Source organism: Legionella anisa, from assembly GCF_001467525.1.
Classification (GTDB): domain Bacteria; phylum Pseudomonadota; class Gammaproteobacteria; order Legionellales; family Legionellaceae; genus Legionella; species Legionella anisa.
Genome location: NZ_LNXS01000007.1, coordinates 1 through 25,374 on the forward strand (window position 1 = coordinate 1; position 25,374 = coordinate 25,374).

The window sequence follows — 25,374 nt, forward strand, 5'->3', positions numbered from 1 at the left end:
TGAGTAAATCTCCACAATTTAAGGAGAGCGTACTTTACAAAATCATTTAAACTCTGTCACACAGCCTTGCCGGAAGGACACAATTCATTCGCTTTAAGCTTATTTAGAATGGCCATAAAGGTGAGGACCATTGCTTGTGTAAATACATAAAGTTTTGAGAACTCAGTTGTATCAGCAACTCTTATTTCAATCCGATAGCCTGAAGATAAATTTGTTGGGTCAATTGGTTTGGGAAGGATATCAAACCATACATTACATGCTCGTAGTGTATCTGCTTCATCCGGTAAATGATGACAATAATGCTCAAATTCATTCAGATTAGAGATGTCTAATGGTAATGGACCAGTTCGACTCCCGCTTAAAATCGTTAAGACGAACTCTAAAAGACTTATAATTGCTGTCTCTATTAGCCAAAATGGGTGATGATTGAGTAATAACAGAACAAGGCCACATGTAGACTTGTAACCAGTGACATAATGGAATCAAATAGTCTATATCACTTGCATCAACTGCTAAGTTGATTTGATAGCTGCAATAAAATAGGGGTCCACCTTGCTCGGCCATTAAAGGTATTGATGCTAAACAATAAGGGCTATTGGTCATGATGATTTCGTCACGACTTCGTCCTGGATGTAAACCCAATAAAAGGAGCAAATATCCTTGTTGGTATAGGTAATTGTTAACCGAATTAAAATTAGCAGAAAGGCTATTGAACGCCGAATCCACATCTCCAAAAGGGAGCGTAGAAAACTCAATTGTTGCAGCATCAAACTCTGTTTGGAGTGCCGGATAAGATTGGGAAATAAAATGGGAGGAGCACTTTTCAAATTCTTTGTTATTGAAATCAAGAATAACCTTGCCTGTTTCTTTAGCAATAATATTGGTTTCTAATTCCAGTCCAATAGATAATTTAGGAATATCCATTTTATTGACATTTAAATACGATAATCTTAATCCCACAATAGTATAATTTGATATACTTATCAAATAGCTATAGATAAATAAAATAGAGGTATGGGTAGGCAAATGCAAGAATTTGTTAATCAATAGGTACCTAGGAATGGAAGCAACCAAGATAAAATAGATGAAAACGCCCTTAATTGACGGCGTACTAACCTCTCAGAAACGAGATGAATTAAAAGAGTACTTCCGCAATTCTTTTGAGACTTATGAAAGCCTATTTGCTTGTATTGCAAAAGAGGAGGCTTATTACCTTCATGCTGAACCCCTAAGACATCCGCTAATATTCTATTACGGCCATACAGCAACCTTTTTTATCAATAAACTGATTCTAGGACAATACATTGACAAAAGAATTAATGAACATTTTGAATCGATGTTTGCTGTGGGTATCGATGAAATGTCGTGGGATGATTTGAATACAACCCATTATGATTGGCCAAAAGTTGATGAAGTTGCTGATTATCGCAAACAAGTAAAACGATTAATCGAAGGTTTAATTGACAGGTTACCTGTTGGAACAGCCATAGATCAAAACTCTTTGGTTTGGCTTATATTAATGGGAATTGAACATGAACGAATTCATCTCGAAACATCTTCGGTTATTTTAAGAATGGTTCCATTATCCTACCTTCGTCAATCAAACCAATGGCCGGTCTGCAGCGAGACTGCTAATTCTCCCCTAAATGAACTCATTCCAGTGAATGCTGGGCATCTTATCTTAGGTCGCGGTAATGAGAATAAAATCTACGGTTGGGATAATGAATTCGGGAAACAAGAAGTTTGGGTCAATAATTTTTCTGCTTCTAAATATTTAGTATCAAACCAAGAGTATTTACAGTTTATCGAGGCCGGAGGCTATGACAACATCAACTGATGGATGCCTGAAGGTAGAAAATGGCTCAATTATACCCAAGCAAAAATGCCTCGATTTTGGCGTTTTGAAAAGGGGCAATACTGGCAAAGAAATTTACTTGAAGAAATCCCCTTGCCGCTAAATTGGCCTGTTGAGGTCAATTATCATGAAGCCAAAGCTTTTTGTAATTGGAAGACTCTAACGGAAAATAAATGCATACGCTTACCAACAGAAGAAGAATGGACTATTCTACGAAATCAAATTGCAGAGGATGTGACAGATTGGCAAGATGCTCCAGGAAATATTCATCTTGAATACTTTGCTTCATCATGCCCTGTAGACCAATTTAAAAATAAATCTTTTTATGATGTGATTGGTAAGGTATGGCAATGGACTGAAACGCCAATCGATGCATTCCCAGGATTTAAAGTTCATAAACTTTATGATGATTTTTCTACCCCGACTTTTGATGGACAGCATAATATAATTAAAGGAGGCTCTTGGATTTCAACCGGTAATTTGGCCACAAAAAAATCACGCTATGCATTTAGACGACATTTCTTTCAACATGCTGGTTTTCGTTATGTAGAAAGCAATTCACCATTAATACCCTTAGAAAAAATTAATGGTTATGAAACGGATCCAATAATAGCTCAATCACTAGAATTTCATTATGGGAGTGAATATTTTGGGGTGCCCAATTTTCCGGTGACTTGTATTCAACGATGCAAAAATTTTTTTAACAGGACTGCTAATCTAAGAGCATTAAATCTTGGTTGTTCCGTAGGTCGCTTTGGTTTTGAATTGGCTAAATACTTCCATCATGTTGATGTAATTGATTTTTCCACTCGCTTTATCCAACAGGGAGTGCATTTAAAAGAAAAGGGAATGATTCGATATGCACTACCCTCTGAGGGTGAATTGGTTGAATATAAAGAGTTTAAATTAGTTGATTCGGGTTATGATAGTTTAATAGATAAAATTCATTTTATTCAGGGCGATGCATGCAATCTAAAACCAATTTTTAAAGATTATAATTTTATACTGTGCAGTAACCTGATTGATAAACTTTACGATCCGACGATTTTCTTAAAATCCATCAGCAACCGTTTAAAACCTGAAGGAATTTTGGCATTAACTTCTACCTATACTTGGTCTCAAGAATATACGGATAAAACCAAATGGTTAGGTGGAATTAAGGTCCATGGGGAATCTCAATATTCATTAGATGGCTTAAAAAGTATATTAAGGCCACGATTTAACCTAGTAGCAACAGAAGATATTCCCTTTGTCATTCGTCACACTTCACGTACGTTTCAACACTGCATAGCACAATTGTCCATATGGGAATTAAAATGACCAAAGGCAATAATTAATGGACAATTGTTTTTAGAAATAGGAAATCCGCTAAACCTGCTATAAAATATGCCAACCATCTAATTATATAAAAAATAGGACAAAACAAGAAAATTATTGTCTCTTGAAGTCTTGGTATTTAATACTTGCTTTTAGTACAACAACCTGGATACATTAAGTTTGTAGTAGCAGCTGGGCATTAAATAAGTTATATTTTTCTAATTAATGCCAAAACAACTCCGATTATTCTATGCCCAGAACTTTCAGTGACACGAATACTCGCCCAATTTTCATTTACAGTGATCAATTCATACTCCTCTATTGGACTTCCTGCCGATAGTTGTTTATAACGACGCACCGTAACTTCTTTACTATCTTGTAAATGAGTAACAACCATCCCCCCGGGACGAATTATTTGATCTGGATCAATAATTAAAATATCACCAATTTTAAGTTCTGGAGTCATACTGTCATCTTGTATGCATAATGCAAATGAATTTTTTCCAAGTTGAGCTGACAAGTCAGGACTAAGCGGAATAAAAGATATAGCATCACTTTCCCTGCCTTCCTTTATTGTTTGAATATATTGTTTAGGATCGCAAGCTTGCTGAGCATTTAACAAAGGAATTAAGGCCCCCAGCCATGGAAACTCCTGCTTAATTTTTTTATCATCGGTCAAACACATCAAATATCCAGGAGCTACATCTAATGCCTCTGCTAATTGTTTAATTTCCTCTGGACCAGGAGTTCTTATCCCTCTTTCCCAGTTATTAATCCTAGAGGGTTTTAAATCGTCTGTAAGTTCTGCAAGGGCTTTTCTGGTGAGTCCTTTAGCTTGACGCTCTTGAAAAATCCGCTCACCAATTTTTTCTTTGATGTTCATCATTAAGTTATACCTTTTCTCAAAATAGCTAATAAATCCATTGACAAATCACTTAATGTGCAATAATGTCGTATTTGATTGCACGATTAGTGCAACTAAAAATGATTATATTTCAAATAAAGATAACACAGAATAAAAACAATAACGAGATGTACAACCAGGAATGTGTATCAATCATGGATTTTATGGTTAACAGCGAGGAACTTGAGGCAATTTATGGTTTGCCTCATGCACAACAACTTGCTTATTTAAGAGGGATACGACCGTATATGGATGTTAAAACAGGACTTGTTGGCATTAAACGGCGAATTAGCTTCCAGTCGATTGCAGAACAAATTTATATTCAGCCGCACCAAGGTGTAAAAAGTGAAAAATATTCTCGCGCCCAAATTCGACGTGCTTTGTCTGCTTTAGAGCGTGTTGGTTTGATCAGTTTGCAATCAGAGGAACTACAGCTGATTTTAAAATGCAATTTAGCAACATTGGGTTATTTTACCGAGAATAAAGTAGTCACAAACCCGTCACAGAAAGCCGTCACATTTTTTTCTGACTAACACCTTGAAAATAAAGGGTTTTACGAAGGCTATTCAGAAAAACCCGTCACAATAGAACCTCCAAAAGCCGTCACACCTCTTATAAAAGAAAATAATTATATTTATTTATTACGCCAATTCGACCATTTCTGGAATATGTACCCCGAGAAAAAGTCACGTGAGCGTGCTTTTGAAATTTTTCAACAAATTAATCCCGATGAGCATTTACTGCAAACCATGTTGCAAGCGCTGGGTAACCAAATCAAAGCCCACCATGCAAGAGAAGCGCATGGTGAATGGGTTCCAGCCTGGAAGTTTCCAGCTAACTGGCTGTCGCAGAAGTGTTGGGAAGATGAAGTCAAAATCGAATTAAAGCAGGAGAAAAGGAATGAGAAGCATCGCGCAAGTACTGGAACAGCCCATGATCCCTTCTGGAATGAAGACACAGAAGACTCAGCCAGCACCGGAGAGGATGAATACCAGCAAGCCAACGTCGTCAGCTTGCAACGTTACCGACAAGCGGATTGAGAACTTGTTTACCCGCTTTGCTGTTTTTTACGGGCATTTGTGGCGCAGTCAGTTTAAGAGCGATGGATTTTTGGAGTTTGCTAAAAAAGAGTGGTCGGAAGGGTTGGGACAATTTAGCGATGAAATTTTGAATCAGGCCATTCTAGCGTGTCGGGATCATTGTGACATGCCGCCGAGTCTGCCGCAGATGATTGGTTTTTGCCGTGACATCAAACGGCGGAATACTTTTTATGTCGCAGGTGAAGAACATCAACCAGCAAGCCAAGCTGTGGTTGAAGAGAATATCAGGCAATGCAAAGCCTACTTACTTAAATAAAATGAGGAGAAGCACCATGTTATTTTTAACAAGAAAAGTCGGGGAATCTGTGATTATTGGTGAAGAAATTTACTGCACGGTACTTGGATACCAGCATGGAGAAATTTGCCTTGCTTTTGATGCGCCCCAATCCCTCCCAATTCATCGAGAAGAAATTCAACGCAGAATTAACCGAGATCGTCAAAAGGATCAATGGTATCGCGAACCTGTGCCTAATCAAGAAAGCGTTGTAGATCGCTTAATCAATAAATTTAAACACGAGATGAGTCCAGCATAGAAACATCAACAATAATATGGGGATTAGCTCAATGATAGATCTGGTTGAACAAGGGATAACGGTTAAAGACCGTGCCAAAGAAAAGCTAAAGCGTGATTTAGGTGGTTTGATTGAAAATGCATTAAACGATCCGAAAACCGTAGAAATCATGCTGAATGCAGATGGTCGAATTTGGCAGGAACGGCTTGGTGAAACGATGCGTTTTATAGGGAATATAAATGCAGCACGTGCCGAATCCATCATCAAAACTGTTGCCGGTTTTCATGGAAAAGAAGTAACTCGCATGAAGCCTTTACTAGAAGGAGAGCTACCTCTGGATGGTTCCCGTTTTGCAGGACAACTGCCGCCGGTTGTTTCAAGTCCAACCTTTGCCATCCGCAAAAAAGCTTTATCGGTTTTTACACTCAATGACTATGTTCAGTCAGGAATTATGACAGAAGCACAGTGCGAGGTTATTGAAAAAGCCGTTTCTTCACACCGAAATATTTTAGTCATTGGTGGCACAGGTTCTGGCAAAACCACATTGGTGAACGCCATCATCAATGAAATGGTTATTCATGCGCCTGAAGAACGTATTTTTATCATTGAAGATACGGGGGAAATCCAATGTGCAGCAAAAAATTGTGTTCAATACCATACCACACTTGATGTCAGTATGACCCAGCTTTTAAAAACCACACTAAGGATGAGGCCGGATCGAATCATTGTGGGCGAAGTTCGGGGTAGTGAAGCACTTGACTTGCTGGATGCATGGAACACGGGACATGAGGGAGGAACAGCCACATTGCATGCTAATAACGCGCTTTCCGGACTTCATCGGTTGAAATCACTCATCACCAGAAATCAGGCCGCACCTTCTGAAATCGAACCTTTAATTGGCGAGGCTGTCCATTGTGTCGTACACATCTCAAGAACCCCTAAGGGACGGCAAATCCAAGAAATTATTAATGTCCATGGTTATGAAAACGGTCATTACAACATCGAAAAACTTATTTAGGAGAAAATGAATGAATCAAACAACTCTGTTTAATCAAAAGAACTACTGGATAATGGGATTAATCATTTTACTTTTGTTGTTAATCACCCATCCAGCTGCTGCATCCTCTGCAGGCGGAGGACTTCCCTTCGACTCATGGCTGACTAAAATTCAAAAATCCATTACAGGTCCTTTTGCCTTTAGTGCTGCCATTATTGGATTGGTTGCAGCAGGTGCGACGCTTATTTTTGGCGGTGAATTAAACGGATTTATGCGATCGCTGGTCTTTTTTGTGTTAGTGCTCTCATTTCTGGTAGCGGCTCAAAATACCATGACGGCTATTACTGGCAAAGGCGCTGAAATTTCTAAGTCATCTCTTGGAGTCGTTGCAACGGAGACTCAGCCATGAGTCTTCGTACCATCCACATACGCCGTTGCGGAAACCGCCCAAGTTTGTTTATGGGCGGAGACCGTGAACTGGTTATGTTCACAGGGCTTTTGTCAGCGATCCTGGTATTTGCAGCCCAAGACTGGCTGGCAGCTTTCACAGGCCTGGTCATATGGTTTCTATCCCTGAAAGGGTTTCGTTTAATGGCCAAATCCGACCCTTATATGAGGGCTATATATTTAAGGCAAAGACGTTACCAAGCTTATTATTCCGCCCGTTCAACTCCTTTCAAAATAAATAAAAGAGGTTATCAATGATTGCATTAATTACCTTTTTAATCAGTACCACAGGGCTTTTACTTTTAAGCTGCCTCTTTTGGGAAATTCGCCTGAAAAGCCGTACATACCATTTAAAAAAGCATCGCCATAATTCAGCAGGCACGGCAGATTTACTCAATTATGCCTCAGTGGTCGATGATGGGGTGATTATCGGTAAAAATGGTTCTTTTATGGCAGCCTGGATTTACCAGGGTGAAGACAATGCCAATACCACGGATGAGGCTCGTGAGATGGTCTCGTTTCGAATCAATCAGGCAATGTCCTCCATGGGCAATGGTTGGATGATTCATGTAGACGCGATAAGACGAGCAGCTCCTGGTTATAGTGAGCGCGGTTACTCTCATTTTCCAGACCCGATTTCATTTGCGATTGATGAGGAAAGAAGACAACTGTTTGAAAGCATGGAAACCCTATATGAAGGGTATTTTGTGATTACCTTGACCTGGTATCCGTCGGTGATTGCCCAAAAGCGTTTTGTGGAATTGATGTTTGATGACGAAGGATTGAATTTAAGCCAAAAAGCAAAGACACATCAACTAATTGACGAATTCAAGCAAGCCTGCAGAAACTTTGAATCACGTCTAAGTACAGCACTTCGGCTTGAACGACTGAATGCCGAAAGACAGGTTGATGAGCACAGCAATTCAGTGATTCAGGATAACTTCTTAAGACACTTGCACTATTGTGTCACCGGACTTAACCATCCGGTCAATCTTCCTAAAAACCCGATTTATCTTGATGCGTTAATCGGTGGTCAGGAATTAATACTGGGCATTACACCCAAAATTGGCCGGAAATTTATTCAATGTGTGGCAATTGAAGGTTTTCCAATGGAGTCCTACCCTGGCATTCTAACTGCCTTAACTCAATTGCCAGTTGAATATCGCTGGAGTTCTCGATTTATTTTTATGGATCCACATGAAGCGGTGGCGCATTTCACCAAATACCGTAAAAAGTGGAAACAAAAAGTCAGGGGATTTTTCGACCAGGTTTTTAACACCAATTCAGGTGTAATTGATGAAGACGCGCTCAATATGGTGAATGACGCACAATCAGCCATTGCTGAAACCAATTCAGGTATGGTGGGTCAAGGTTATTACACCTCCGTTGTCATTTTGATGGGTGAAGACCGTGATTTAGTCGAAAAAGCGGCGCTTTTGATTGAAAAGAACATCAATGCCTTGGGTTTTACAGCAAGAACAGAAACCATTAATACCATGGATGCCTTTATAGGAAGCCTTCCAGGTCATGGCGTTGAAAATATAAGACGACCTTTAATCAACACTATGAATTTGGCTGATTTGATACCGACATCAAGCATTTGGACCGGTGAAAACAAATCCCCTTGCCCACTATTTCCGCCATTATCCCCTCCATTAATGCATTGTGTTACCACGGGGAACACACCCTTTCGTCTCAATCTTCATGTAAGAGACTTAGGCCACGGTATTATGTTTGGTCCTACGCGCTCTGGTAAATCAACTCACCTTGGCTTAATTGCACTCTCCTGGTGTCGTTACAAAGATGCACGCATTTATTCATTTGATAAAGGTATGTCCATGTATCCCACGTGTAAGGCTAGTGACGGAGATCATTACACCATTGCTGATAAAAACTCACACCTCTCATTTGCGCCCCTACAATTTTTAGCAACTAAAGCGGATAGAGCCTGGGCTATGGAGTGGATTGATACGATTCTTGCCTTAAACGGGTTAAATACAACGCCAGCCCAACGCAATGAAATTGGCCATGCCATTATGAGCATGCATCAGAGTAGTTCTAAAACTTTATCTGAATTAGTCATGACCATTCAAGATGAATCCATCCGTGAAACTCTGAAGCAGTACACGATCGATGGGTTGATGGGCCATTTATTGGATGCCGAAACCGATGGTCTAGGACTGTCCTCATTTATGACCTTTGAAATTGAGCATCTTATGGGGCTGGGTGAGAAATTCGCACTGCCGGTATTGCTGTATCTGTTCCGACGCATTGAAACATCACTGGATGGCAAGCCAACCCTGATTTTACTCGATGAAGCATGGCTGATGTTGGCACATCCCGTGTTTAAAAACAAAATTGCTGAATGGCTTGATTCCATGGCCAAGAAAAACTGCGTGGTGTTTATGGCAACACAACATTTATCACATGCCGTGAACTCTGGCATTTTAGACATCATAGTTGAATCAACCGCCACAAAAATCTTTTTACCTAACCTGTATGCACGGGATCCTGAAACACGCCTGATCTATGAACGCATGGGATTAAATCCTCGTCAGATTGACATCATTGCATCAGCCCAACCCAAGCGTGATTACTACTACGTCAGTGAAAAGGGACAGCGTCTTTACCAATTAGCTTTAGGTCCAATGGCGTTGGCATTTGTGGGTGCTACAGATCCTGACTCCATTGAACGAATGAAACAGCTTGAGGCTCAACATGGCGCTGAGTGGGTTTCATATTGGCTTTTAGAAAAAGGAATTACGATGAATCAATTTGGAGAAGCAGCATGAACCAATTAAAGCAAAAGCTAAGTCTTAAAAAGAAAAAAAACGACTTCATTGAAAATCCTTATCTCAATGCCAAAAGAGCCTGGAATTTCCATACTGCAGGTCTTATGAAATCATTACAGATATGGCAATTGGTAAGTATAGGTAGTCTTTTAATCACTTTGGCTACTATTGGTGGACTTATAACGATTGGAAGTCAATCTAAATTTATCCCCTTAGTATTTCAGCAGGATGCCAGCGGCAATACACTTTCTGTCACTCGTGCAGACCTTGTTGGTGAGGCAGTCATCGATGATTACCGAGCGGCTGCAGCCCATTTCATTGAAAACATCCGAATGGTCAGTTTTGATGTGGCACTGCAGAAAAAGGCAGTATTTCAAGTTTATTCCTATTTAAACCAAAACGATGCGGCACTTACCAAAGTTCAGGAATTTTATAGTGACAAGCAACACTCTAATCCATTTGACCGAGCAGCTCATGAAATCGTTAGCATTGAAATACGCTCAGTCCTGCAAGAGTCTGATGATACCTGGCAGGTTGATTGGGTCGAGACTGTAAGAAACCGTGATGGAACCCTCAAAGAAAAGCCCGCCCAGATGAAAGCAATGGTGACGATGTATCAAGATAATGAGCTCAATGATGTATCTAATGAATCGATTTTAAAAAACCCACATCTGATTTATGTCCGTGATTTCAATTGGTCTTATGACTTAAAGAATGGAGAAAATGCATGAAAAAAATAATTCTTTCCCTCTGTTTGTTGCTTCCTTTGACAAGCTTTGATGTGGACAACACAGAGCTTGCTAATTTCTATTTTTCTAAAAACATTCCTGCACTCACGAATCAGGAAAAGCAGGCTTTAAACATTGCAGAAGAATGGCAGAAAGGGGATAAAACCAGCAAACCGTTCCATTCCTCAGATGGTTCGGTAAGTTTTGTTTATGGTTCGGGTCAAACCAGAGTGGTATGTGCGCCATTACAGGTTTGCGACATTGCTTTACAGCAAGGTGAACAGCTTAACGATATGAATGTCGGCGATCCACGTTTTCTCGTTGAGCCTTCCATTACCGGTTCAGGCATGGATCAACAAATTCACCTGTTAATCAAACCCAAAGATGTTGGGCTAGATACTTCTCTAGTTGTTACTACAGATAGAAGAACGTATCACTTTAGATTGAAGTCAGATCAAAATGATTTTATGCCCTATGTCTCCTTTACATATCCAGATGATGCGAAAGCTAAATGGCGATTGATTCAGCACATGCAAGCAGAACGACGAAAAGCCAATACATTCACTGAAACCAATGAATATCTAGGCGATCTTAATTTCAATTACAGGATACAAGGCAATTCTCGGTTTAAACCCGTTCGGATTTATAACAATGGCGTAAAAACCATTATTGAAATGCCCAAAGCCATGTCTGAAAGCGAGGCCCCTGCACTACTGGTCTTAAGAAATGGTGGTTTGTTTAAAAAACCAGAGTCGGTGATGGTCAATTATCGCCTGCAAGGCTGCCGATATATTGTTGATAGTGTATTCGACAAGGCAATACTGATTATCGGAAGCGGCTCTTCTCAAGAAAAAATTACCATTACGAGGTGCTAGAGATGAAGAAATTAGGTGTTTTATTGTTGGTAATTGTTTTGTCAAGTTGCGCAAGCATTCAGTATGGAAATTTTACAGTTCCCTCTCAAAGCAAAGATATTTATTTGGCTAAAGATGCTGCATCACAGCTCACGGAAGTGTATCCACCGGCTCAAAATACATTTTATATCAGTCAAAAAGTCAGTGATGGCTTTGGCATTAATTTGATTCATCAAATGCGAAATAAAGGTTATGGGGTAATTGAAAACGTCCAACCAAGACAAAAAGCAAATTTTTTCTATGTAATTGATGAAATTAAGCCTGGGTATCTCTATCGAGTCAGTCTTTATGTTGGCTCGCAAACATTCAGCAGAATCTATGTCAAAACTAAAGAAAAAATTGCTCCTGCTAGTCTCTGGTCACACAAGGAGTAACACGAATGAACCAAAACATCGATTTATTATCACCGAATAGTTCACCGCAAAAACTAAAAACAACAGGAGTCAAGCGTGTGAATAATCTCCCTTTAGTGATAGCCATTGGCGTGTTGACTCTTTTTGTCGTGTTAATCGTCTTTGTTGCCCATAAAAGAGCCAATGTACAAAACCAAACACCAGAGGTCATAAAAGTCACTGGACAGAAAAAAAATAACATGAGTCTGGCCAATGAAATCGTGGGAAATCACAAAAACGGTGTGATGCCTGCATCCAATGAGACACTCATCATCAATCATGAGCCAGTACTTGAGTTACCTGTAGATCAAAACTTCCTTCAAAAACAAGAGATGGAGAGTCAAAATGCATCAGACTCAGAGCTGGAACAAATTCGTCAAGAAAAAGCCCAAGCATTTGAAGAAGCAGTCAAAGCAAAAACATCAATTATGGCTGATAATCCTCGCCTGAATAGCAAGGAAAGTATCAATACACACAGAGCCAATTCTGTTGCAACATTCGATGTCGATGGTGGCAGTTCCTTAAAAGAGCAACTTCAACAGTTCGAGGGACGACAGAATGCCAGATCCATGCCGCAAACTTTGGGCGGTGAGGAAAATGAAATGCGCTGGCATTTAAATTCACGACTTGAAAATCCTAACAGTCGATATGAGTTAAGAGCCGGCAGTGTTATTCCTGGAGTGATGATCAGTGGTATTTCTTCTGAACTGCCCGGACAAATCATCGGTCAAGTTTCCCAAAACGTCTATGATACGGCGACAGGTAAGTATCTTTTAATCCCACAAGGTACAAAGATTTTTGGTCTTTATTCCAGTGAAGTGAGCTTTGGTCAGAATTCGGTACTAGTAGCCTGGCAACGTCTTACGTTTCCAGATGGAAAAGCTTTGGATATTGGATGCATGCCAGGAGCTGACAGTGCGGGTTATGCAGGATTTCGTGATCAGGTAAATAATCATTACTTACGCATTTATGGTTCAGCTCTTTTAATGTCCGGTATCGTCGGGGGAATCAGTTACAGTCAAAATATAAACCAGCCCAATCAGTATGGATATACCCAGCCTACAGCTGGCAGTGTATTAAGTCAGGCATTGGGACAACAGCTGGGTGAGGTAACTTCGCAATTGGTGGCAAAAAATCTGAATGTAGCACCGACTATAAACATTCGTCCGGGTTATCGATTCAACATCATTGTTGTAAAAGATTTAACTTTTAGAAAGCCCTATCGGCAGTTCGCATAACAAAAAAGAGGAAATGTGATGAAATTTCGAATCCTATTTGTTTATTTATGGTCATTTAATGCCTTCGCAAATATGCCAGTGTTTGATTTACCCAATTACGTACAAAATGGAAAAATGCTACTGAATCAGATTAAAGAGTATAAAACTCAGGTTGATCAATACAAAAACCAGGTTCAGCAATATCAAAACATGTTAGATAACACCAAATCTCTAACTTCATTTCAATGGGATAATGCCAATGGCGTAATAAATAATCTGCTTGAATCAACCGATACGATTGATTATTACAAACAGGAGGCTGGTAGCCTTCAGGGTTACCTAGATAGGTATCAAAGTCAGGAATACTACCAAAAAACCCCATGCTTTAATGGCAGCAACCAGTGTAGCCCCGAAGAAATCCAAAAAATAAGGCAAAATAAACTCTCAGCTTCTGTTGCTCAAAAACGGGCTAACGATGCCATGCTCAAAGGAATTGATAAACAACAGCAAAGTTTAAAAGATGATTCGGTAAAACTGCGCACCTTGCAAACTCAGGTTCAAACTGCCCAGGGACAAAAACAGGCACTCCAGGCTGCCTCACAACTGGCAAGCCAACAATCCCACCAATTGCTCCAAATAAGAGGACTTTTGTTAGCACAACAAAGCGCACAAACCACAAAAAATGCAGCAGCCGCTAACAAAGAAGCCATACAAACTGCTGGTGATGAACGTTTTAGGTCAGGCACTTTTCATAAAAGTTCAGGTAAAAAATGGTAACTCATTTATAACAAGAGGAAGACAATAATGAAACGATTCGGATTATCCATAGCACTTTTAGCATTCCTGCTTACAGGCTGTGACAGCACTGAGGTAAAAGCACGAAAAAAGGAAGAGCATCTCGCCTCATTTACATGCGGCAGTTCCAAAGAGGGGCGGACAACCGAAGAGCTGCAGGCAATAGCGGATGCCTGTTTTAAAGGCGGAAGTTACTCCAAAAGTTCAGGTATCAAATGGTAATCCTATGAAAAAAAAGACAATCACTTATTTAATCGTATTCTTTTTAATTGGGTTTGCCGTGTCCGCCCATGCTCAAGGCAATATGGACAGCAGGGATTTGCTGGATAATATTCTGCATCGTTTTTCCACTACAGCCTCGACATGGAGCCAAACCATATTAAGTTATGCACGATACCTTTTTTGGTCTCTGGCATTAATCAGCATGGTATGGACCTATGGGCTTATGTCATTACGAAGAGCGGATATTCAGGAATTTATGGCTGAAACAGTTCGATTTTTAGTGGTTGTCGGTTTTTTCTATTGGATTTTGGATAATGGACCTGCTATTGCCACCGCAATCATCGATTCCATGCGACAACTCGCAGCTAAGGCTTCCGGAATTGATACGCACATTTCTCCCTCCGATATTATTGACGTAGGTTTTGATATTGTCTCAAAAGCAATTGATAACTCATCCCTCTGGTCTCCTGCGGCAACGACGGTGGGATTGATCGTTGCAGGAGTAATTCTGGTCGTTTTGGCACTAGTCAGTATTAACATGCTGATTATTCTGATTACCGCCTGGATTTTAACCTATGGTGGCATCATTTTATTAGGCTTTGGTGGCGGACGCTGGACTTGCGATATCGCGATTCAGTACTACAAAACGGTGTTGGGTATTGCATTACAGGCATTTGCCATGATTTTGATTATTGGTATTGGTAAGTCGTTTGTCGATCAATATTATGCGGCTATGGCAAAAGACATCTTGTTAAAAGAAATGTTTGTGATGCTCGTTGTCGCTATTCTTTTGCTGATATTGATTAATAAAATCCCTCCTGTTCTTGCCAACATTGTATCTGGTGGTGGCGGCGGAGGCAGCAGTGGTATTGGTCTGGGTGGCGCTTTAGGTGCTGCCGGGATTGCAGGTGCCGCTTTGGCAAGCAGCGCAGGAGCTGTCAGTGCTCAAAGTGCAGGGGGTTTATCCGCTCTTCATGCGGCATTCAAAGCAGCCTCCCAAAGTATGGGGACTGGTGATTTAGGTTCTGCTTTAGAGGGCAATGTCAGTTCCAAAACTGGTAGTTTGGCACAAACCATGGGGCAGGCTTCAAAATTCGCAGGTTCGTTTGGCTCTCATTTGGCATCAGGGGCATTTGATGTGGCTCGTGAAAAGGCAAGTGCCGTAAAGGAGGCAATCGCAGCAAATGTGGCCGAAACTACGGGTGGGAAAATTGCTGATGCAATTCATCAACGGGTGGAATCACAAAACGATTTATCAATATCTGAACATCAGGACTCAGCATTTCAAAACATTACGTCGATAGGTGTTCCAGAAGGAAATTTCAGTTCTGGAGAAAATGACGATGAGGTCAGCCATTTTGTCAATCGCAAAGCTTCTGGAGACAACCAATGAATCTGAGTAAACCTAATAAATCCATTGGTCCACAGGTAAGACAAAAACAGGATAACAAGAGGAGCATACGACTCATTGGAATGATTATTCTGGGGTTTTTAATCAGCCTAGAGATTGGCACACAATATGTGGCTTATAAATTTCATTATCACGACAGTTTAGGATTTTCATTTGCTCATGTTTATCTGCCCTGGAAGCTACTCTGGTGGAACATGAACTACCATAATTACCATCCAGAATATTTTAATGCCGCCTTTGGCATGGTGGTGATGAGCAGCTGCCTTTTTTTGATGATGCTGTTGTTCGCCAGTCGCCATTTTAAAAAAGAAAATATTAGCGAATACCTTCACGGCTCGGCCAGATGGGCGAATAAGGATGATTTAAACAATGCTGGTTTGCTTGACCAGGAGGAAGGTGTGTATGTTGGGGCGATTGAAGATACGCAGGGAGAAATTCATTATTTGCGCCATAATGGACCGGAGCATGTTTTAACTTATGCGCCAACGCGCTCGGGAAAGGGGGTTGGTCTTGTGATTCCAACTCTTTTATCGTGGAAGCACTCCTGTGTCATTACAGATTTAAAAGGTGAGCTTTGGGCAATGTCCTCCGGCTGGAGACAAAAGCATGCCAACAACAAAGTGATTCGCTTTGAACCAGCAACATTAACTGGTTCAGCCCGTTGGAATCCCCTTGATGAAATCAGAGTAGGTACAGAATCAGAGGTTGGTGACGTACAAAATTTGGCAACGCTTGTGGTTGATCCTGATGGCAAGGGATTAGAAACGCACTGGCAGAAAACCTCACAAGCCCTTTTGGTTGGTTTTATTCTGCATGCGATTTATAAATTGAACAACCAGGGGGAACCCGCCACATTTCCCAACATTGACCGTATGCTCGTTGATCCCAATATTAATATTGCCGATCTACTCATTGAAATGACCCAATACCCGCATATTGAGGGCAAAACCCATCCCATTATTTCTGCTTCTGCCCGTGACATGATAGACCGCCCCGAAGAAGAGGCTGGTTCTGTGTTATCCACCTTAAAATCTTATCTGGCGTTATACCGCGATCCGGTAGTAGCACATAACGTCTCTGCCTCTGATTTTTGCATCCGTGATTTGATGAACCATGAAAGTCCTGTGAGCCTCTATATTGTGACTCAACCCAATGACAAGGCAAGGCTTCAACCTCTGGTTCGGGTTATGATTAACATGATAGTGAGGCTATTGGCTGACAAAATGGAGTTTGAGCGTGTATCGGATGATAAAGGTTTATCTTATGTCAGAACGAAAAAAACATATAAGCATCAACTGCTTTGCATGATTGATGAATTTCCAAGCCTTGGAAAGCTCGATATTCTGCAAGAGTCATTAGCCTTTGTTGCAGGTTATGGTTTAAAGTTTTACTTAATTTGTCAGGACATCAATCAACTTAAAAGCCGTGAACGTGGTTATGGTCCTGATGAAACCATCACCTCTAATTGCCATATTCAAAATGCTTATCCTCCCAACCGGGTTGAAACAGCAGAACATCTTTCCAAGCTGACAGGCCAAACGACGATTGTTAAAGAACACATCACCACCAGTGGTAAACGATTTTCAACATTCTTGAATCAAATATCAAAAACGGTTCAGGAAATATCAAGACCCCTTTTAACCGTAGATGAATGCCTGCGTATGCCAGGACCTAAAAAGGATGCCAATGGCTTGATTGTTGAAGCTGGGGATATGGTGGTTTATGCAGCAGGCTTTCCTGCTATTTATGGAAAACAACCGCTTTATTTTAAAGACCCGGCCTTCATGGCAAGAGCCTCTGTGGAGGCACCATTGCACTCAGATATTTTACGAACCCGTTTAAGTGATGATGAGCGCATCAAGTTATGAAAAAACTTTCCATTATCATCGCTATTGTACTAATCAGTCTTATTGCTGGAGGCGCACTGTTCCATGCCATGGGATTTAGGATAAACCTGACTGAATCCATTCCTATAGGTTTATATCGCATCACCAGTGCAGCTCCTATCAAAAATGCCTATGTGATTTTTTGTCCTGATGACAGGGAAGCATTTAGGTTAGCACGCAATAGAGGGTATATAGACCATGGTCTTTGCTGTAATGGATATGGTTATTTAATGAAAAAAGTGGTGGCTGTATCTGGTGATACCCTCTCGGTAACAAATGCAGGGGTGTTTGTGAATCAGATGCTAATTCCCTATTCAAAACCAAAATTACAGGATGGGATGAACCGCGCATTGCCTCAATTACAGGTAACGAATTACCCACTTCAAAAAGATGAAGTCATGACAATGACAAGCCAAAGCGTATGGTCATTTGATGGTCGCTATTATGGCCTTGTCCACACAAGACAAATCAAGGGAATGCTTACACCCATATGGGTAATTAATAAACGGGAGAAAACCACATGAAAAATGAAACCGAGTTAATGGATGTGATTTCAGAAAAATTCGAGGATTTAGTAATTCCTGGATTTCTTGTCGAAGTCATTCCGGTAGAAGCGGACATCATGGGGGCATTTTTTGAAGATGGGCTCAATGAGGAGGATGCGATGGAGGCTATGTATGACTAAAATGCCTTACCATCAAGTCGTTGCCAATCAAATTATCGAAAGCCTGAAAGCAGGAACCGCGCCCTGGTTAAAACCATGGGATCCCGGCACAGGCACCGGTCAAGTTCCTTTTAATCCGGTCACAGGTAAGCGTTATCGAGGAATCAATGCCTTATATTTGATGCTGAATCAAAGTGATGACAACCGATGGCTCACCTACAAACAGGCGCAAACCATGGATGCGCAGGTTCGCAAGGGAGAAAAAGGCACCACAATTCAGTATTGGAAATTTCAAGAGGAACGAATCAAACTCGATGATGCTGGTAAACCCGTGCTAGATGAGCATGGTCATCCATTAAAAGTGCACGTGAATCTTGAGCGACCCAAGGTGTTTTATGCAACGGTATTTCATGCCTCGCAAATTGATAATATGCCAGAGATCATTACAAAAGAACCAGACTGGTCCTTAATTGAAAGAGCAGAAAAACTATTGCATCACTCTGGCGCTGCCATTATTCATTCTGAGGCTGACAGAGCCTTTTACAGATTATCTACAGATAGCATCCATCTTCCACCAAAAGAACAATTTAAATCTGCAGCAAACTATTATGCCACTGCTTTGCATGAGTTAGGACATTGGAGTGGTCATCCTTCAAGACTGAATAGAGATTTAGGCCATCCGTTTGGTTCAGATGCCTATGCCAAAGAAGAGTTGAGAGCAGAAATTGCAAGCATGCTTTTAGGTGCCGAACTGGGTATCGGTCATGACCCATCTCAACACACTGCTTATATCAAATCATGGATTAGGGTTTTGGAAGATGAACCTTTAGAAATCTTCAGGGCATCTGCAGATGCAGAGAAAATAGTGAATCACCTGTGTGCTTTGGAGCAAACCCAAGACATTCAACTGGCAGAACTTATTGAAATCAAGGATGATAAACTAAAAGAGGAAGCTCTTATGGCATCTGAAAACACCACCTCGGAAAAGGTCTGGTTAAGCATCCCCTTCAAACAAAAAGAACTTGCCAAATCTACAATAGGAAAACTTCCTGATGGAACACCAGGTATTGCCTGGGATAAAGTGCAAAAATGTTGGTATGCAAACCCTGGTGTTCCTGTTGAGAAGATCAAAGCCTGGCTTCCTGAATATCAAGCACAATCTCAGGATAAAGCGCTCATTCCTGCAGATGAATTTAAAACCGCATTGGTAGGCCTTGGTGCTATTGTTTCAGGCGAGCATCCAATTATGGATGGCAAACCGCATCGTATCCCCACGGAGGGTGATAAAAACGGTGAAAAGGCAGGATTTTATGTAGCCCATTTAGATGGTATTCCAGCAGGATATATTAAAAACAACCGAACTGGTGCTGAGCTTAACTGGAAATCTAAGGGTTACATTTTAACTGATGAACAGAAAGCAACGCTTAAGGCAGACGCACTTGAGCATCAACAAACTCGCCAACGTGAGCTTGATGCCAAACAAAAAAGCACTGCATTAAAACTCAAGCAAAAATTATCCATGATGGCAGGGGTTGTGGAACCCACACCTTATATGCAATCTAAAGGTATTCAAGTTCATTCAGAGGTGTATACTGATGAAGAAAAAAAACTCACCTGTATTCCAGCAACGGATTGTGAAGGAACCCTTTGGACTGTGCAGTACATTGCCGAAGATGGAACCAAGCGGTTTGCTAAAGACTCAAAAAAGGAGGGCTGCTTTCATGTTCTTGGTGGTATGGACAAACTTTCTGATGCACCAGTTATTATCATTGCTGAAGGTTATGCAACCGCAGCAACGATAAAAGAAGCATGCGAGCTGCCTGCCGTTGTTTCAGCCTTTGATTCAGGGAACCTTAAAGCAGTAGCTAAAGCATTGCATGAAAAATATCCACGTACTCCAGTTATCTTGGCAGCTGATGATGATAAGCATCTGGAGTTATCGCAAGGTATCAACCCCGGTAAAGAAAAGGCAGGCGAGGCTGCCGATGCGGTTAATGGCTTTATTGTTCTACCAATTTTTGCACCAGGTGAGCAGTCATCAAACCCTAAGCAATTCAGTGATTTTAATGACTTGGCAAATCATAGCAAGTTAGGTTTTGATGGGGTTAAACGTCAGATCAAACCAAAGATTGAAAAAATTGCCAAACGCTATAATCGTCTGCGATTATCAAGGAACAGCAATGTAATTCATATTTCCTAGGTTCAACATGATTGGTAAAGCTTCAATCCGTCAGATTAGGTTTAAAGCTTTACCTTTTATTACAATACACTATTTATTTTTTACGGCTTTTACTTTTCTCATTTATTCCAAAAACTTTCCATCGCACATGGTTATCAGGTTGGAGTCTTTGCCGCTCCAGCTGATCATGTGCATTATCCTGCAATAGCACTTGACCTCCTCCGGTGAGCTGAACCAGATCGCATTTGGACAAGTTTCGCAAGCTGTTGTGATCTTTGGCTGGCGAGCCTTGTCTAATGCTGAAAGAGTTGGACTTTGTGTCTCGGATTTTTCTATTATCATTGGCTGTTCCAACAGTTTCATGGCTTCCAGGAGCTCTTCTTCGATGGTTTTGTCTGTTTGATCTTGATTGTTCATGAGATTTCTCCTGTTCTAAATTTAGTTTTGGGCGTTGGTTTTCCAAATCCAAATCAGCAAAAGTGATTGGCATTTGATATTGAATAACAATTTGCAAGATAATCTTTTTAAATTGTGGAGAACCGTTCATACAAATACAGTCACCATAGCGCTGCCTTGCCATTTCCAAGGCTCTTTTAAGCACAGGAATAGAACCACCTTTAGAAATTACAATTTCTTTTCCATTGTCTCTGATGATGGCGTTATCCTTTTTATAAATCTCAGTACCCTCTTTAGTAACAGAGTCGATTTGTCCAAAATTAAAAGAAGAAAAAACTGAGTCTGTGCCTGATATAGTATAATTACTGTTGTTTTTTCGATTGCGATAACGCATTGCCATTAAGGCATCCTTGTCACCACTTTGCGCTTTTTTTTGCAGCCAATCAGCCCAGGTCTTATTTTGATAATTTTCCATTAAACTGTGTCGAGCATGCGTATAATTTTTCCTGATGTTCTCAATGTCGTGCAGGAGAGTTTTGCTAATTTGCTGATAAAGAAACTTTTTGCTCATCCTTGAAAGGTTCATTAACTTTAAACCGGTTCGTTTCATTCGTCCTCGTTTTTTGGCCTTATCAATCAATTTGGCTTTAGCTTCGCGCAAGTATTTTAGTTTTGCTGAATGTACATTTTGGCTTTGTGCTTTTTCATGCTGGTATTGGGCATAGAGTTCGCTACTGATAAACGTTTTGTTTAGTGGTTCATACCGATAAACATTGGATGATGATAGATTGGTTATTGAAAGCAATGGTTCAAATTCCCCAAGCTTTGATTCAAGACGCTGTTTAGAAAAATTTCTGGATACAGAACTTGCTTTGACTGTAAGACCATCCTCATCACAAAAAATAAAGCCATTAGCCCTGACTTGTATTCTCATATGGTGTTTCGCTAAAACCTTATGTAAGTCGCTCCAATTTTGAGCTGCTTCGATTTGTTCTTTACAATTACGCTTCATCCAGTTAATCAAGCTCTCAATTCCTGAATGTTGCTCCATATCGTCAGCAAGATTTTCTGAATGGCTTTTACGAGTTTGATGATTGGTTATTTTAAGACCTAATTCAATTTCGAGACTGGATGCAATGTCAGCAAAAGTTTTATATGCCCTGTAGGGTTCAATCATATTAAAGGTTTTGGGATGAATTTTATTAATAGCAACATGAATATGAAGATTGTCTGTGTCATGATGAACAACAGAGATTCTTTGGTGTTCTTTAAATCCAATCGACGATGCCACTTTGTCTTCAATTTCTTGTAAAGCTTGTGGTGAAGGGTTTTCTCCTGGAGCGAAAGAAATGAGCATATGGTAGGTTTTATCACCCCTCGCTCTCTGGTTCTTGGCTTGTGTTGCCAAAACTTCCTGAACAGCCCAAATGAGATCAATGCTATTACAGTTTGTTAATCTGACCTTGCCCACACGCTCTTGTTTGTTTTGTTTATTACACAAGTATTGGACAAGCCCCGAAAAACTGCTAAGTCTTGTTTTTTTCATAGGAATATGGCGAATAATCATAGTTTTTTCACCACTTCAAACATCGCATCCTGCGTGGTTTGAATACGACTTAACAATGTTCTTATTGTTTGGAGGTCAAAGTGCGCAACACGTTTATCCTGAATCAGCCATAATTTTAATAGTCCACCAAGTCGTCCTAAGTCTCCATTGATTTTGGCTAGCTGCAGTACATAATCCTTATCAACACTACTTTGAATTTGATATCCAAGACTGATCCGTCTTAAGTACTCAGCAATTGAAAGACCAGCAGTGGTCGCATTCGATTTAATTTGAATTTCTTCGGAAGGCAAAACAGGTACGCGAAGATGACGACCATTTTTTCTGGTAGGGGTTTTAAGTTTCTCGTCCATAAGGATGCCGACCTCTTAATTAAGTGGTTATGCAATCCTTTGAGTATCGATTTGAGCTCAAAACACAGTTTTTTCGTTGAGCACCGAAGGTGCAAATAAGACTTATGAAGTTTGGTAGCCAGCTTGCTGGTTAGCTAACTTCACCTATCTTGCCCTGCGTTTTAAGTTCATTAAATGGGATACTATCAGGTAATTTTATGTAGTTTCAAGGTTATTTTGGGAAAACCTCTACTAGTTACGGATAATTACCAATTATTACGATAAATTACGCATTTATCCACCAAAGATAATGTTTAATTACGCCAAAAGGAAAGAAAATAACATAGACTATTGCAGAGCAGCGCAATAGTTTGTAACATCAGAGAGAGAGTAAAAATAAATTGACGGTATGACATGGGAAGTTCCCTCAGCGAACGAATCGCAGCAAAGCAGATGGAAAGAAAAGTCTCTGATAAATCTGTAAATAAAGCCGCTTTTCTTGCGCTAAAAAAAGATATAGCTTCAGCGCTGGCTGATGGCTGGTCCATAAAGCTTGTCTGGGAAACCTTAGTTGAAGAAGGCAAAATCTTATTTTCATATAAAACATTTTGTGGCTATGTAGCACGTTTGATTGCTGCAGAAAAAAAACCGTCTATGCAGGAGAACACCAAGGAAGATGAAAAGGCTAAAAGTAAGGCAAAAAACGAGATTCGCGGTTTTACTTTTAATCCAAAACCCAACCTGGAGGAACTCTTGTAATGGCAAAAATTCATATCACACTGCAAGGCAAAGGCGGTGTCGGCAAATCATTTATTTCAGCAACAACTGCGCAATACAAACACCACAAAGGCCAAGCTCCACTTTGCATTGACACTGACCCCATTAATTCAACATTTCATGGCTTTAAAGCTCTCAATGTCGATCATATTCAAGTCATGAGTGGCGATGAAATCAACCCCCGTCTTTTCGATACTCTCATAGAAAAAATTGCCTCAACAACTAATGATGTAGTCATTGACAATGGAGCCAGTTCTTTTGTACCACTATCTCATTACCTCATCAGCAATCAAGTTCCAGCTTTGTTAAAGGAATTAGGCCATGAAATGGTGATTCATACAGTCATCACCGGAGGACAGGCCTTATTCGATACCATCAATGGTTTTGCGCAGCTGATTGACCAGTTTGCAAATGAAGCACAGTTTGTCGTCTGGCTCAATCCCTATTGGGGAGCGATAGAACATGAAGGTAAGACATTCGAACAACTAAAGGCTTACCGTGATAACAAAGACAACATATCAGCCTTAATCCAAATTCCTGATCTGAAAAAAGAAACCTATGGTCGTGATCTAACCGATATGCTGCAACAAAAACTGACCTTCGGTGAAGTACTAGGTATGCCAGATAAGAGCATTATGACCCGTCAACGGTTAAAAATCGTTCGTGATCAACTGTTTGGGCAGCTGGATAACGCCAGGGTGATCTAATGAATGATAAATTTGATACAGTTATGCAGGAGATCGCTGTCAAACATGGGGTAGTTTTAAGCAAGGATGATCCAATTCTCATCCTGCAGACCATGAACGATAGATTGATTAAAGAAACCCAACAGGCACAAGCGGCCGTGTTGGCTCAGTTCAGAGAGGAAATAGAGAGTATTTCCTCTCAATGGAAAGATGATGCCAGGGAAAAAGCTGAAAAGATACTCAATATGGCATTAGCCAGCAGTAAAGAAGCTATGACTCATTTGCTGCATGAAGCCACAAATGAATCGGTATCGGTAATTAAAAAAGTAATTTCTGATTCAGTAACACAGGTTCATGTTATGGCAAAGCAAACAAAAAATTATAGTTTGTTAGCCTTATTTTGTTCAGTGCTGGTTGTGTCTTGTATACATTTAGTTCTATTTTTAATTTAGCACTGGAATTTGATTTATGAGTGTTGAGACTGAAGTAGAACTTATTCCTCCAAGACCTTATGGTTTAATTTCAGATTTTAGTAGCATTAAATATGAAAATAAATTTTGTATGTATCCAGGATGCAATGAACCGCCTATTGGCTCTCATGTCTTATCTAAATCATGCATTAGAAAATATGCAGACAATCAGATAATCCAACTACAAACTAGTGTTTTTGATCCATTTGAAAACATAAAACCTAAAGCAAAACGAAAATACTATAACCATGCGATTTAGATAAAATATCAACCTTTAAAGGATTTTGTAATAAGCATGACCATAGCCTTTTTCATGATCTGGATAATTTTGATGGTGTTGTAACTCCCAAGATTGCTCTGCTAGCTCATTACAGAATAATATGTTATGGATTAGATGTTCTTCAATTGCAATTAAAAAACACGAATTTTTGAAAAGTGCTGCATTTGTGGGAGGCGCATCAAAAAAACCAATGAAAAAGCCAGAAGAATTAAAAATGGATTTTTCCTGCGTGGATTAAAAATGGCCGAAGCAGATTATTTAGAAAGAAAAGAAATCTGTGAAAAGCTGCTTAATGCTGTTGATCCACAAATGAATTATATTCATTTTCAGGGAGGAATAGAGAATCCTCTATTCGTTGGGAGAGCAGGCATATTTTTACATCAATTTGGCAGGGATAGATTACCCAGAAGATTTATGGCTCAAATGCCATTTATTACATATTCGTCTATTTCAGGCTCTACACCAAATAAGGGGGCACTTTAATCAACTTAGTCTAAACTAAGTCATTGATTTGACGATCAAAAGGAGATTAAAGTG

At 40.2% G+C, this 25,374-nt stretch carries 28 protein-coding genes and 1 pseudogene; 25 read left to right on the forward strand and 4 right to left on the reverse strand.

What is annotated here, in order from left to right:
• Window positions 1-318: 318 nt before the first annotated feature.
• The gene (locus tag Lani_RS03215; protein ID WP_019232473.1) at window positions 319-924 is read right to left on the reverse strand and encodes a glutamate-cysteine ligase family protein; all 606 of its coding nucleotides are present in this window, start codon (window positions 922-924) and stop codon (window positions 319-321) included.
• 160 nt (window positions 925-1,084) lie between these two features.
• On the opposite strand from Lani_RS03215, the gene Lani_RS20700 reads away from it, so the two are divergent.
• The gene (locus Lani_RS20700; RefSeq protein ID WP_019232474.1) at window positions 1,085-1,837 is read left to right on the forward strand and encodes a DinB family protein; all 753 of its coding nucleotides are present in this window, start codon (window positions 1,085-1,087) and stop codon (window positions 1,835-1,837) included.
• A gap of 3 nt (window positions 1,838-1,840) precedes the next feature.
• Window positions 1,841-3,175, forward strand: a complete 1,335-nt coding sequence (locus Lani_RS20705; RefSeq protein ID WP_019232475.1) for a putative 4-mercaptohistidine N1-methyltransferase — start codon at window positions 1,841-1,843, stop codon at window positions 3,173-3,175.
• Between the two features lie 205 nt (window positions 3,176-3,380).
• Here the strand turns inward: Lani_RS20705 and Lani_RS03225 are convergent, their stop codons facing one another.
• Complete coding sequence (locus tag Lani_RS03225; protein ID WP_019232476.1) at window positions 3,381-4,058, reverse strand: helix-turn-helix domain-containing protein; 678 nt, start codon at window positions 4,056-4,058, stop codon at window positions 3,381-3,383.
• Between the two features lie 173 nt (window positions 4,059-4,231).
• Between Lani_RS03225 and Lani_RS03230 the strand changes: the two are divergent.
• From Lani_RS03230 to Lani_RS03315, 18 genes and pseudogenes are all read left to right on the forward strand, one after another.
• Window positions 4,232-5,116, forward strand: a pseudogene (locus tag Lani_RS03230) (hypothetical protein).
• Window positions 5,117-5,120: 4 nt separating this feature from the next.
• On the forward strand, window positions 5,121-5,432 hold the full coding sequence (locus Lani_RS03235) for a hypothetical protein (protein ID WP_019232479.1): 312 nt from the start codon (window positions 5,121-5,123) through the stop codon (window positions 5,430-5,432).
• A gap of 16 nt (window positions 5,433-5,448) precedes the next feature.
• The gene (locus Lani_RS03240; RefSeq protein ID WP_019232480.1) at window positions 5,449-5,709 is read left to right on the forward strand and encodes a carbon storage regulator; all 261 of its coding nucleotides are present in this window, start codon (window positions 5,449-5,451) and stop codon (window positions 5,707-5,709) included.
• A gap of 31 nt (window positions 5,710-5,740) precedes the next feature.
• Complete coding sequence (trbB, locus tag Lani_RS03245; RefSeq protein WP_019232481.1) at window positions 5,741-6,706, forward strand: P-type conjugative transfer ATPase TrbB; 966 nt, start codon at window positions 5,741-5,743, stop codon at window positions 6,704-6,706.
• Window positions 6,707-6,716: 10 nt separating this feature from the next.
• On the forward strand, window positions 6,717-7,094 hold the full coding sequence (locus Lani_RS03250; protein ID WP_019232482.1) for a TrbC/VirB2 family protein: 378 nt from the start codon (window positions 6,717-6,719) through the stop codon (window positions 7,092-7,094).
• Window positions 7,091-7,390 carry a conjugal transfer protein TrbD gene (locus Lani_RS03255; RefSeq protein WP_019232483.1) on the forward strand — a complete coding sequence of 100 codons (300 nt, stop codon included), beginning with the start codon at window positions 7,091-7,093 and terminating at the stop codon, window positions 7,388-7,390. Before Lani_RS03250 ends, Lani_RS03255 begins: the two co-directional genes overlap by 4 nt.
• Window positions 7,387-9,924: a VirB4 family type IV secretion/conjugal transfer ATPase gene (locus Lani_RS03260; RefSeq protein WP_019232484.1), complete on the forward strand. Its 2,538-nt coding sequence runs from the start codon at window positions 7,387-7,389 to the stop codon at window positions 9,922-9,924. The genes Lani_RS03255 and Lani_RS03260 overlap by 4 nt, the downstream gene beginning before the upstream one ends.
• Entirely contained in the window at window positions 9,921-10,655 is a 735-nt protein-coding gene (locus Lani_RS03265; RefSeq protein WP_019232485.1) for a conjugal transfer protein TrbF, read from the forward strand. The genes Lani_RS03260 and Lani_RS03265 overlap by 4 nt, the downstream gene beginning before the upstream one ends.
• The gene (trbG, locus tag Lani_RS03270) at window positions 10,652-11,527 is read left to right on the forward strand and encodes a P-type conjugative transfer protein TrbG (protein WP_019232486.1); all 876 of its coding nucleotides are present in this window, start codon (window positions 10,652-10,654) and stop codon (window positions 11,525-11,527) included. The genes Lani_RS03265 and trbG overlap by 4 nt, the downstream gene beginning before the upstream one ends.
• Window positions 11,528-11,529: 2 nt before the next feature.
• The gene (locus Lani_RS03275; RefSeq protein ID WP_019232487.1) at window positions 11,530-11,940 is read left to right on the forward strand and encodes a conjugal transfer protein TrbH; all 411 of its coding nucleotides are present in this window, start codon (window positions 11,530-11,532) and stop codon (window positions 11,938-11,940) included.
• A 5-nt stretch (window positions 11,941-11,945) separates the two neighbouring features.
• On the forward strand, window positions 11,946-13,196 hold the full coding sequence (locus tag Lani_RS03280) for a TrbI/VirB10 family protein (protein WP_019232488.1): 1,251 nt from the start codon (window positions 11,946-11,948) through the stop codon (window positions 13,194-13,196).
• An 18-nt stretch (window positions 13,197-13,214) separates the two neighbouring features.
• A complete protein-coding gene (trbJ, locus tag Lani_RS03285) occupies window positions 13,215-13,952 on the forward strand; it encodes a P-type conjugative transfer protein TrbJ (protein WP_019232489.1) in 738 nt (245 codons plus the stop codon).
• A gap of 27 nt (window positions 13,953-13,979) precedes the next feature.
• A complete protein-coding gene (locus Lani_RS03290) occupies window positions 13,980-14,192 on the forward strand; it encodes a hypothetical protein (RefSeq protein WP_019232490.1) in 213 nt (70 codons plus the stop codon).
• Between the two features lie 4 nt (window positions 14,193-14,196).
• The gene (trbL, locus tag Lani_RS03295) at window positions 14,197-15,585 is read left to right on the forward strand and encodes a P-type conjugative transfer protein TrbL (RefSeq protein WP_019232491.1); all 1,389 of its coding nucleotides are present in this window, start codon (window positions 14,197-14,199) and stop codon (window positions 15,583-15,585) included.
• Entirely contained in the window at window positions 15,582-17,471 is a 1,890-nt protein-coding gene (locus Lani_RS03300) for a type IV secretory system conjugative DNA transfer family protein (protein WP_019232492.1), read from the forward strand. Before trbL ends, Lani_RS03300 begins: the two co-directional genes overlap by 4 nt.
• On the forward strand, window positions 17,468-18,013 hold the full coding sequence (traF, locus tag Lani_RS03305) for a conjugative transfer signal peptidase TraF (protein WP_019232493.1): 546 nt from the start codon (window positions 17,468-17,470) through the stop codon (window positions 18,011-18,013). Before Lani_RS03300 ends, traF begins: the two co-directional genes overlap by 4 nt.
• Window positions 18,010-18,174, forward strand: coding sequence for a hypothetical protein (locus tag Lani_RS20445; protein ID WP_019232494.1), 165 nt, complete (start codon window positions 18,010-18,012; stop codon window positions 18,172-18,174). The genes traF and Lani_RS20445 overlap by 4 nt, the downstream gene beginning before the upstream one ends.
• Window positions 18,167-20,353 carry a zincin-like metallopeptidase domain-containing protein gene (locus tag Lani_RS03315; RefSeq protein WP_058388397.1) on the forward strand — a complete coding sequence of 729 codons (2,187 nt, stop codon included), beginning with the start codon at window positions 18,167-18,169 and terminating at the stop codon, window positions 20,351-20,353. The genes Lani_RS20445 and Lani_RS03315 overlap by 8 nt, the downstream gene beginning before the upstream one ends.
• Before the next feature lie 73 nt (window positions 20,354-20,426).
• On the opposite strand, the gene traI is transcribed toward Lani_RS03315, so the two are convergent.
• Window positions 20,427-22,295, reverse strand: a complete 1,869-nt coding sequence (traI, locus tag Lani_RS03320) for a TraI/MobA(P) family conjugative relaxase (RefSeq protein ID WP_019232495.1) — start codon at window positions 22,293-22,295, stop codon at window positions 20,427-20,429.
• Window positions 22,292-22,645 carry a conjugal transfer transcriptional regulator TraJ gene (gene traJ / locus Lani_RS03325; RefSeq protein WP_019232496.1) on the reverse strand — a complete coding sequence of 118 codons (354 nt, stop codon included), beginning with the start codon at window positions 22,643-22,645 and terminating at the stop codon, window positions 22,292-22,294. The genes traI and traJ overlap by 4 nt, the downstream gene beginning before the upstream one ends.
• Before the next feature lie 393 nt (window positions 22,646-23,038).
• On the opposite strand from traJ, the gene Lani_RS03330 reads away from it, so the two are divergent.
• The 5 genes from Lani_RS03330 to Lani_RS20715 all read left to right on the forward strand — a co-directional run bounded on the left by Lani_RS03330 (window position 23,039) and on the right by Lani_RS20715 (window position 25,320).
• On the forward strand, window positions 23,039-23,383 hold the full coding sequence (locus Lani_RS03330) for a TraK family protein (protein ID WP_019232497.1): 345 nt from the start codon (window positions 23,039-23,041) through the stop codon (window positions 23,381-23,383).
• The gene (locus Lani_RS03335; RefSeq protein WP_019232498.1) at window positions 23,383-24,108 is read left to right on the forward strand and encodes an ArsA-related P-loop ATPase; all 726 of its coding nucleotides are present in this window, start codon (window positions 23,383-23,385) and stop codon (window positions 24,106-24,108) included. Before Lani_RS03330 ends, Lani_RS03335 begins: the two co-directional genes overlap by 1 nt.
• A complete protein-coding gene (locus tag Lani_RS03340; protein WP_019232499.1) occupies window positions 24,108-24,539 on the forward strand; it encodes a conjugal transfer protein TraM in 432 nt (143 codons plus the stop codon). The genes Lani_RS03335 and Lani_RS03340 overlap by 1 nt, the downstream gene beginning before the upstream one ends.
• Before the next feature lie 16 nt (window positions 24,540-24,555).
• Window positions 24,556-24,816 (forward strand): hypothetical protein, encoded by a 261-nt coding sequence (locus Lani_RS20710; protein ID WP_019232500.1) that lies wholly within the window; start codon window positions 24,556-24,558, stop codon window positions 24,814-24,816.
• 261 nt (window positions 24,817-25,077) lie between these two features.
• The gene (locus Lani_RS20715) at window positions 25,078-25,320 is read left to right on the forward strand and encodes a hypothetical protein (RefSeq protein WP_019232502.1); all 243 of its coding nucleotides are present in this window, start codon (window positions 25,078-25,080) and stop codon (window positions 25,318-25,320) included.
• Window positions 25,321-25,374: the final 54 nt, after the last annotated feature.

What these genes read in the sequence shown, in the direction of transcription:
- Lani_RS03215 (WP_019232473.1), bottom strand. Translation starts at nt 924, where the DNA reads ATGGATATTCCTAAATTATCTATTGGACTGGAATTAGAAACCAATATT.
- Lani_RS20700 (WP_019232474.1), top strand. Translation starts at nt 1,085, where the DNA reads ATGAAAACGCCCTTAATTGACGGCGTACTAACCTCTCAGAAACGAGAT.
- Lani_RS20705 (WP_019232475.1), top strand. Translation starts at nt 1,841, where the DNA reads ATGCCTGAAGGTAGAAAATGGCTCAATTATACCCAAGCAAAAATGCCT.
- Lani_RS03225 (WP_019232476.1), bottom strand. Translation starts at nt 4,058, where the DNA reads ATGATGAACATCAAAGAAAAAATTGGTGAGCGGATTTTTCAAGAGCGT.
- Lani_RS03240 (WP_019232480.1), top strand. Translation starts at nt 5,449, where the DNA reads ATGTTATTTTTAACAAGAAAAGTCGGGGAATCTGTGATTATTGGTGAA.
- trbB (WP_019232481.1), top strand. Translation starts at nt 5,741, where the DNA reads ATGATAGATCTGGTTGAACAAGGGATAACGGTTAAAGACCGTGCCAAA.
- Lani_RS03250 (WP_019232482.1), top strand. Translation starts at nt 6,717, where the DNA reads ATGAATCAAACAACTCTGTTTAATCAAAAGAACTACTGGATAATGGGA.
- Lani_RS03255 (WP_019232483.1), top strand. Translation starts at nt 7,091, where the DNA reads ATGAGTCTTCGTACCATCCACATACGCCGTTGCGGAAACCGCCCAAGT.
- Lani_RS03260 (WP_019232484.1), top strand. Translation starts at nt 7,387, where the DNA reads ATGATTGCATTAATTACCTTTTTAATCAGTACCACAGGGCTTTTACTT.
- Lani_RS03265 (WP_019232485.1), top strand. Translation starts at nt 9,921, where the DNA reads ATGAACCAATTAAAGCAAAAGCTAAGTCTTAAAAAGAAAAAAAACGAC.
- trbG (WP_019232486.1), top strand. Translation starts at nt 10,652, where the DNA reads ATGAAAAAAATAATTCTTTCCCTCTGTTTGTTGCTTCCTTTGACAAGC.
- Lani_RS03275 (WP_019232487.1), top strand. Translation starts at nt 11,530, where the DNA reads ATGAAGAAATTAGGTGTTTTATTGTTGGTAATTGTTTTGTCAAGTTGC.
- Lani_RS03280 (WP_019232488.1), top strand. Translation starts at nt 11,946, where the DNA reads ATGAACCAAAACATCGATTTATTATCACCGAATAGTTCACCGCAAAAA.
- trbJ (WP_019232489.1), top strand. Translation starts at nt 13,215, where the DNA reads ATGAAATTTCGAATCCTATTTGTTTATTTATGGTCATTTAATGCCTTC.
- Lani_RS03290 (WP_019232490.1), top strand. Translation starts at nt 13,980, where the DNA reads ATGAAACGATTCGGATTATCCATAGCACTTTTAGCATTCCTGCTTACA.
- trbL (WP_019232491.1), top strand. Translation starts at nt 14,197, where the DNA reads ATGAAAAAAAAGACAATCACTTATTTAATCGTATTCTTTTTAATTGGG.
- Lani_RS03300 (WP_019232492.1), top strand. Translation starts at nt 15,582, where the DNA reads ATGAATCTGAGTAAACCTAATAAATCCATTGGTCCACAGGTAAGACAA.
- traF (WP_019232493.1), top strand. Translation starts at nt 17,468, where the DNA reads ATGAAAAAACTTTCCATTATCATCGCTATTGTACTAATCAGTCTTATT.
- Lani_RS20445 (WP_019232494.1), top strand. Translation starts at nt 18,010, where the DNA reads ATGAAAAATGAAACCGAGTTAATGGATGTGATTTCAGAAAAATTCGAG.
- Lani_RS03315 (WP_058388397.1), top strand. Translation starts at nt 18,167, where the DNA reads ATGACTAAAATGCCTTACCATCAAGTCGTTGCCAATCAAATTATCGAA.
- traI (WP_019232495.1), bottom strand. Translation starts at nt 22,295, where the DNA reads ATGATTATTCGCCATATTCCTATGAAAAAAACAAGACTTAGCAGTTTT.
- traJ (WP_019232496.1), bottom strand. Translation starts at nt 22,645, where the DNA reads ATGGACGAGAAACTTAAAACCCCTACCAGAAAAAATGGTCGTCATCTT.
- Lani_RS03330 (WP_019232497.1), top strand. Translation starts at nt 23,039, where the DNA reads ATGGGAAGTTCCCTCAGCGAACGAATCGCAGCAAAGCAGATGGAAAGA.
- Lani_RS03335 (WP_019232498.1), top strand. Translation starts at nt 23,383, where the DNA reads ATGGCAAAAATTCATATCACACTGCAAGGCAAAGGCGGTGTCGGCAAA.
- Lani_RS03340 (WP_019232499.1), top strand. Translation starts at nt 24,108, where the DNA reads ATGAATGATAAATTTGATACAGTTATGCAGGAGATCGCTGTCAAACAT.
- Lani_RS20710 (WP_019232500.1), top strand. Translation starts at nt 24,556, where the DNA reads ATGAGTGTTGAGACTGAAGTAGAACTTATTCCTCCAAGACCTTATGGT.
- Lani_RS20715 (WP_019232502.1), top strand. Translation starts at nt 25,078, where the DNA reads ATGGCCGAAGCAGATTATTTAGAAAGAAAAGAAATCTGTGAAAAGCTG.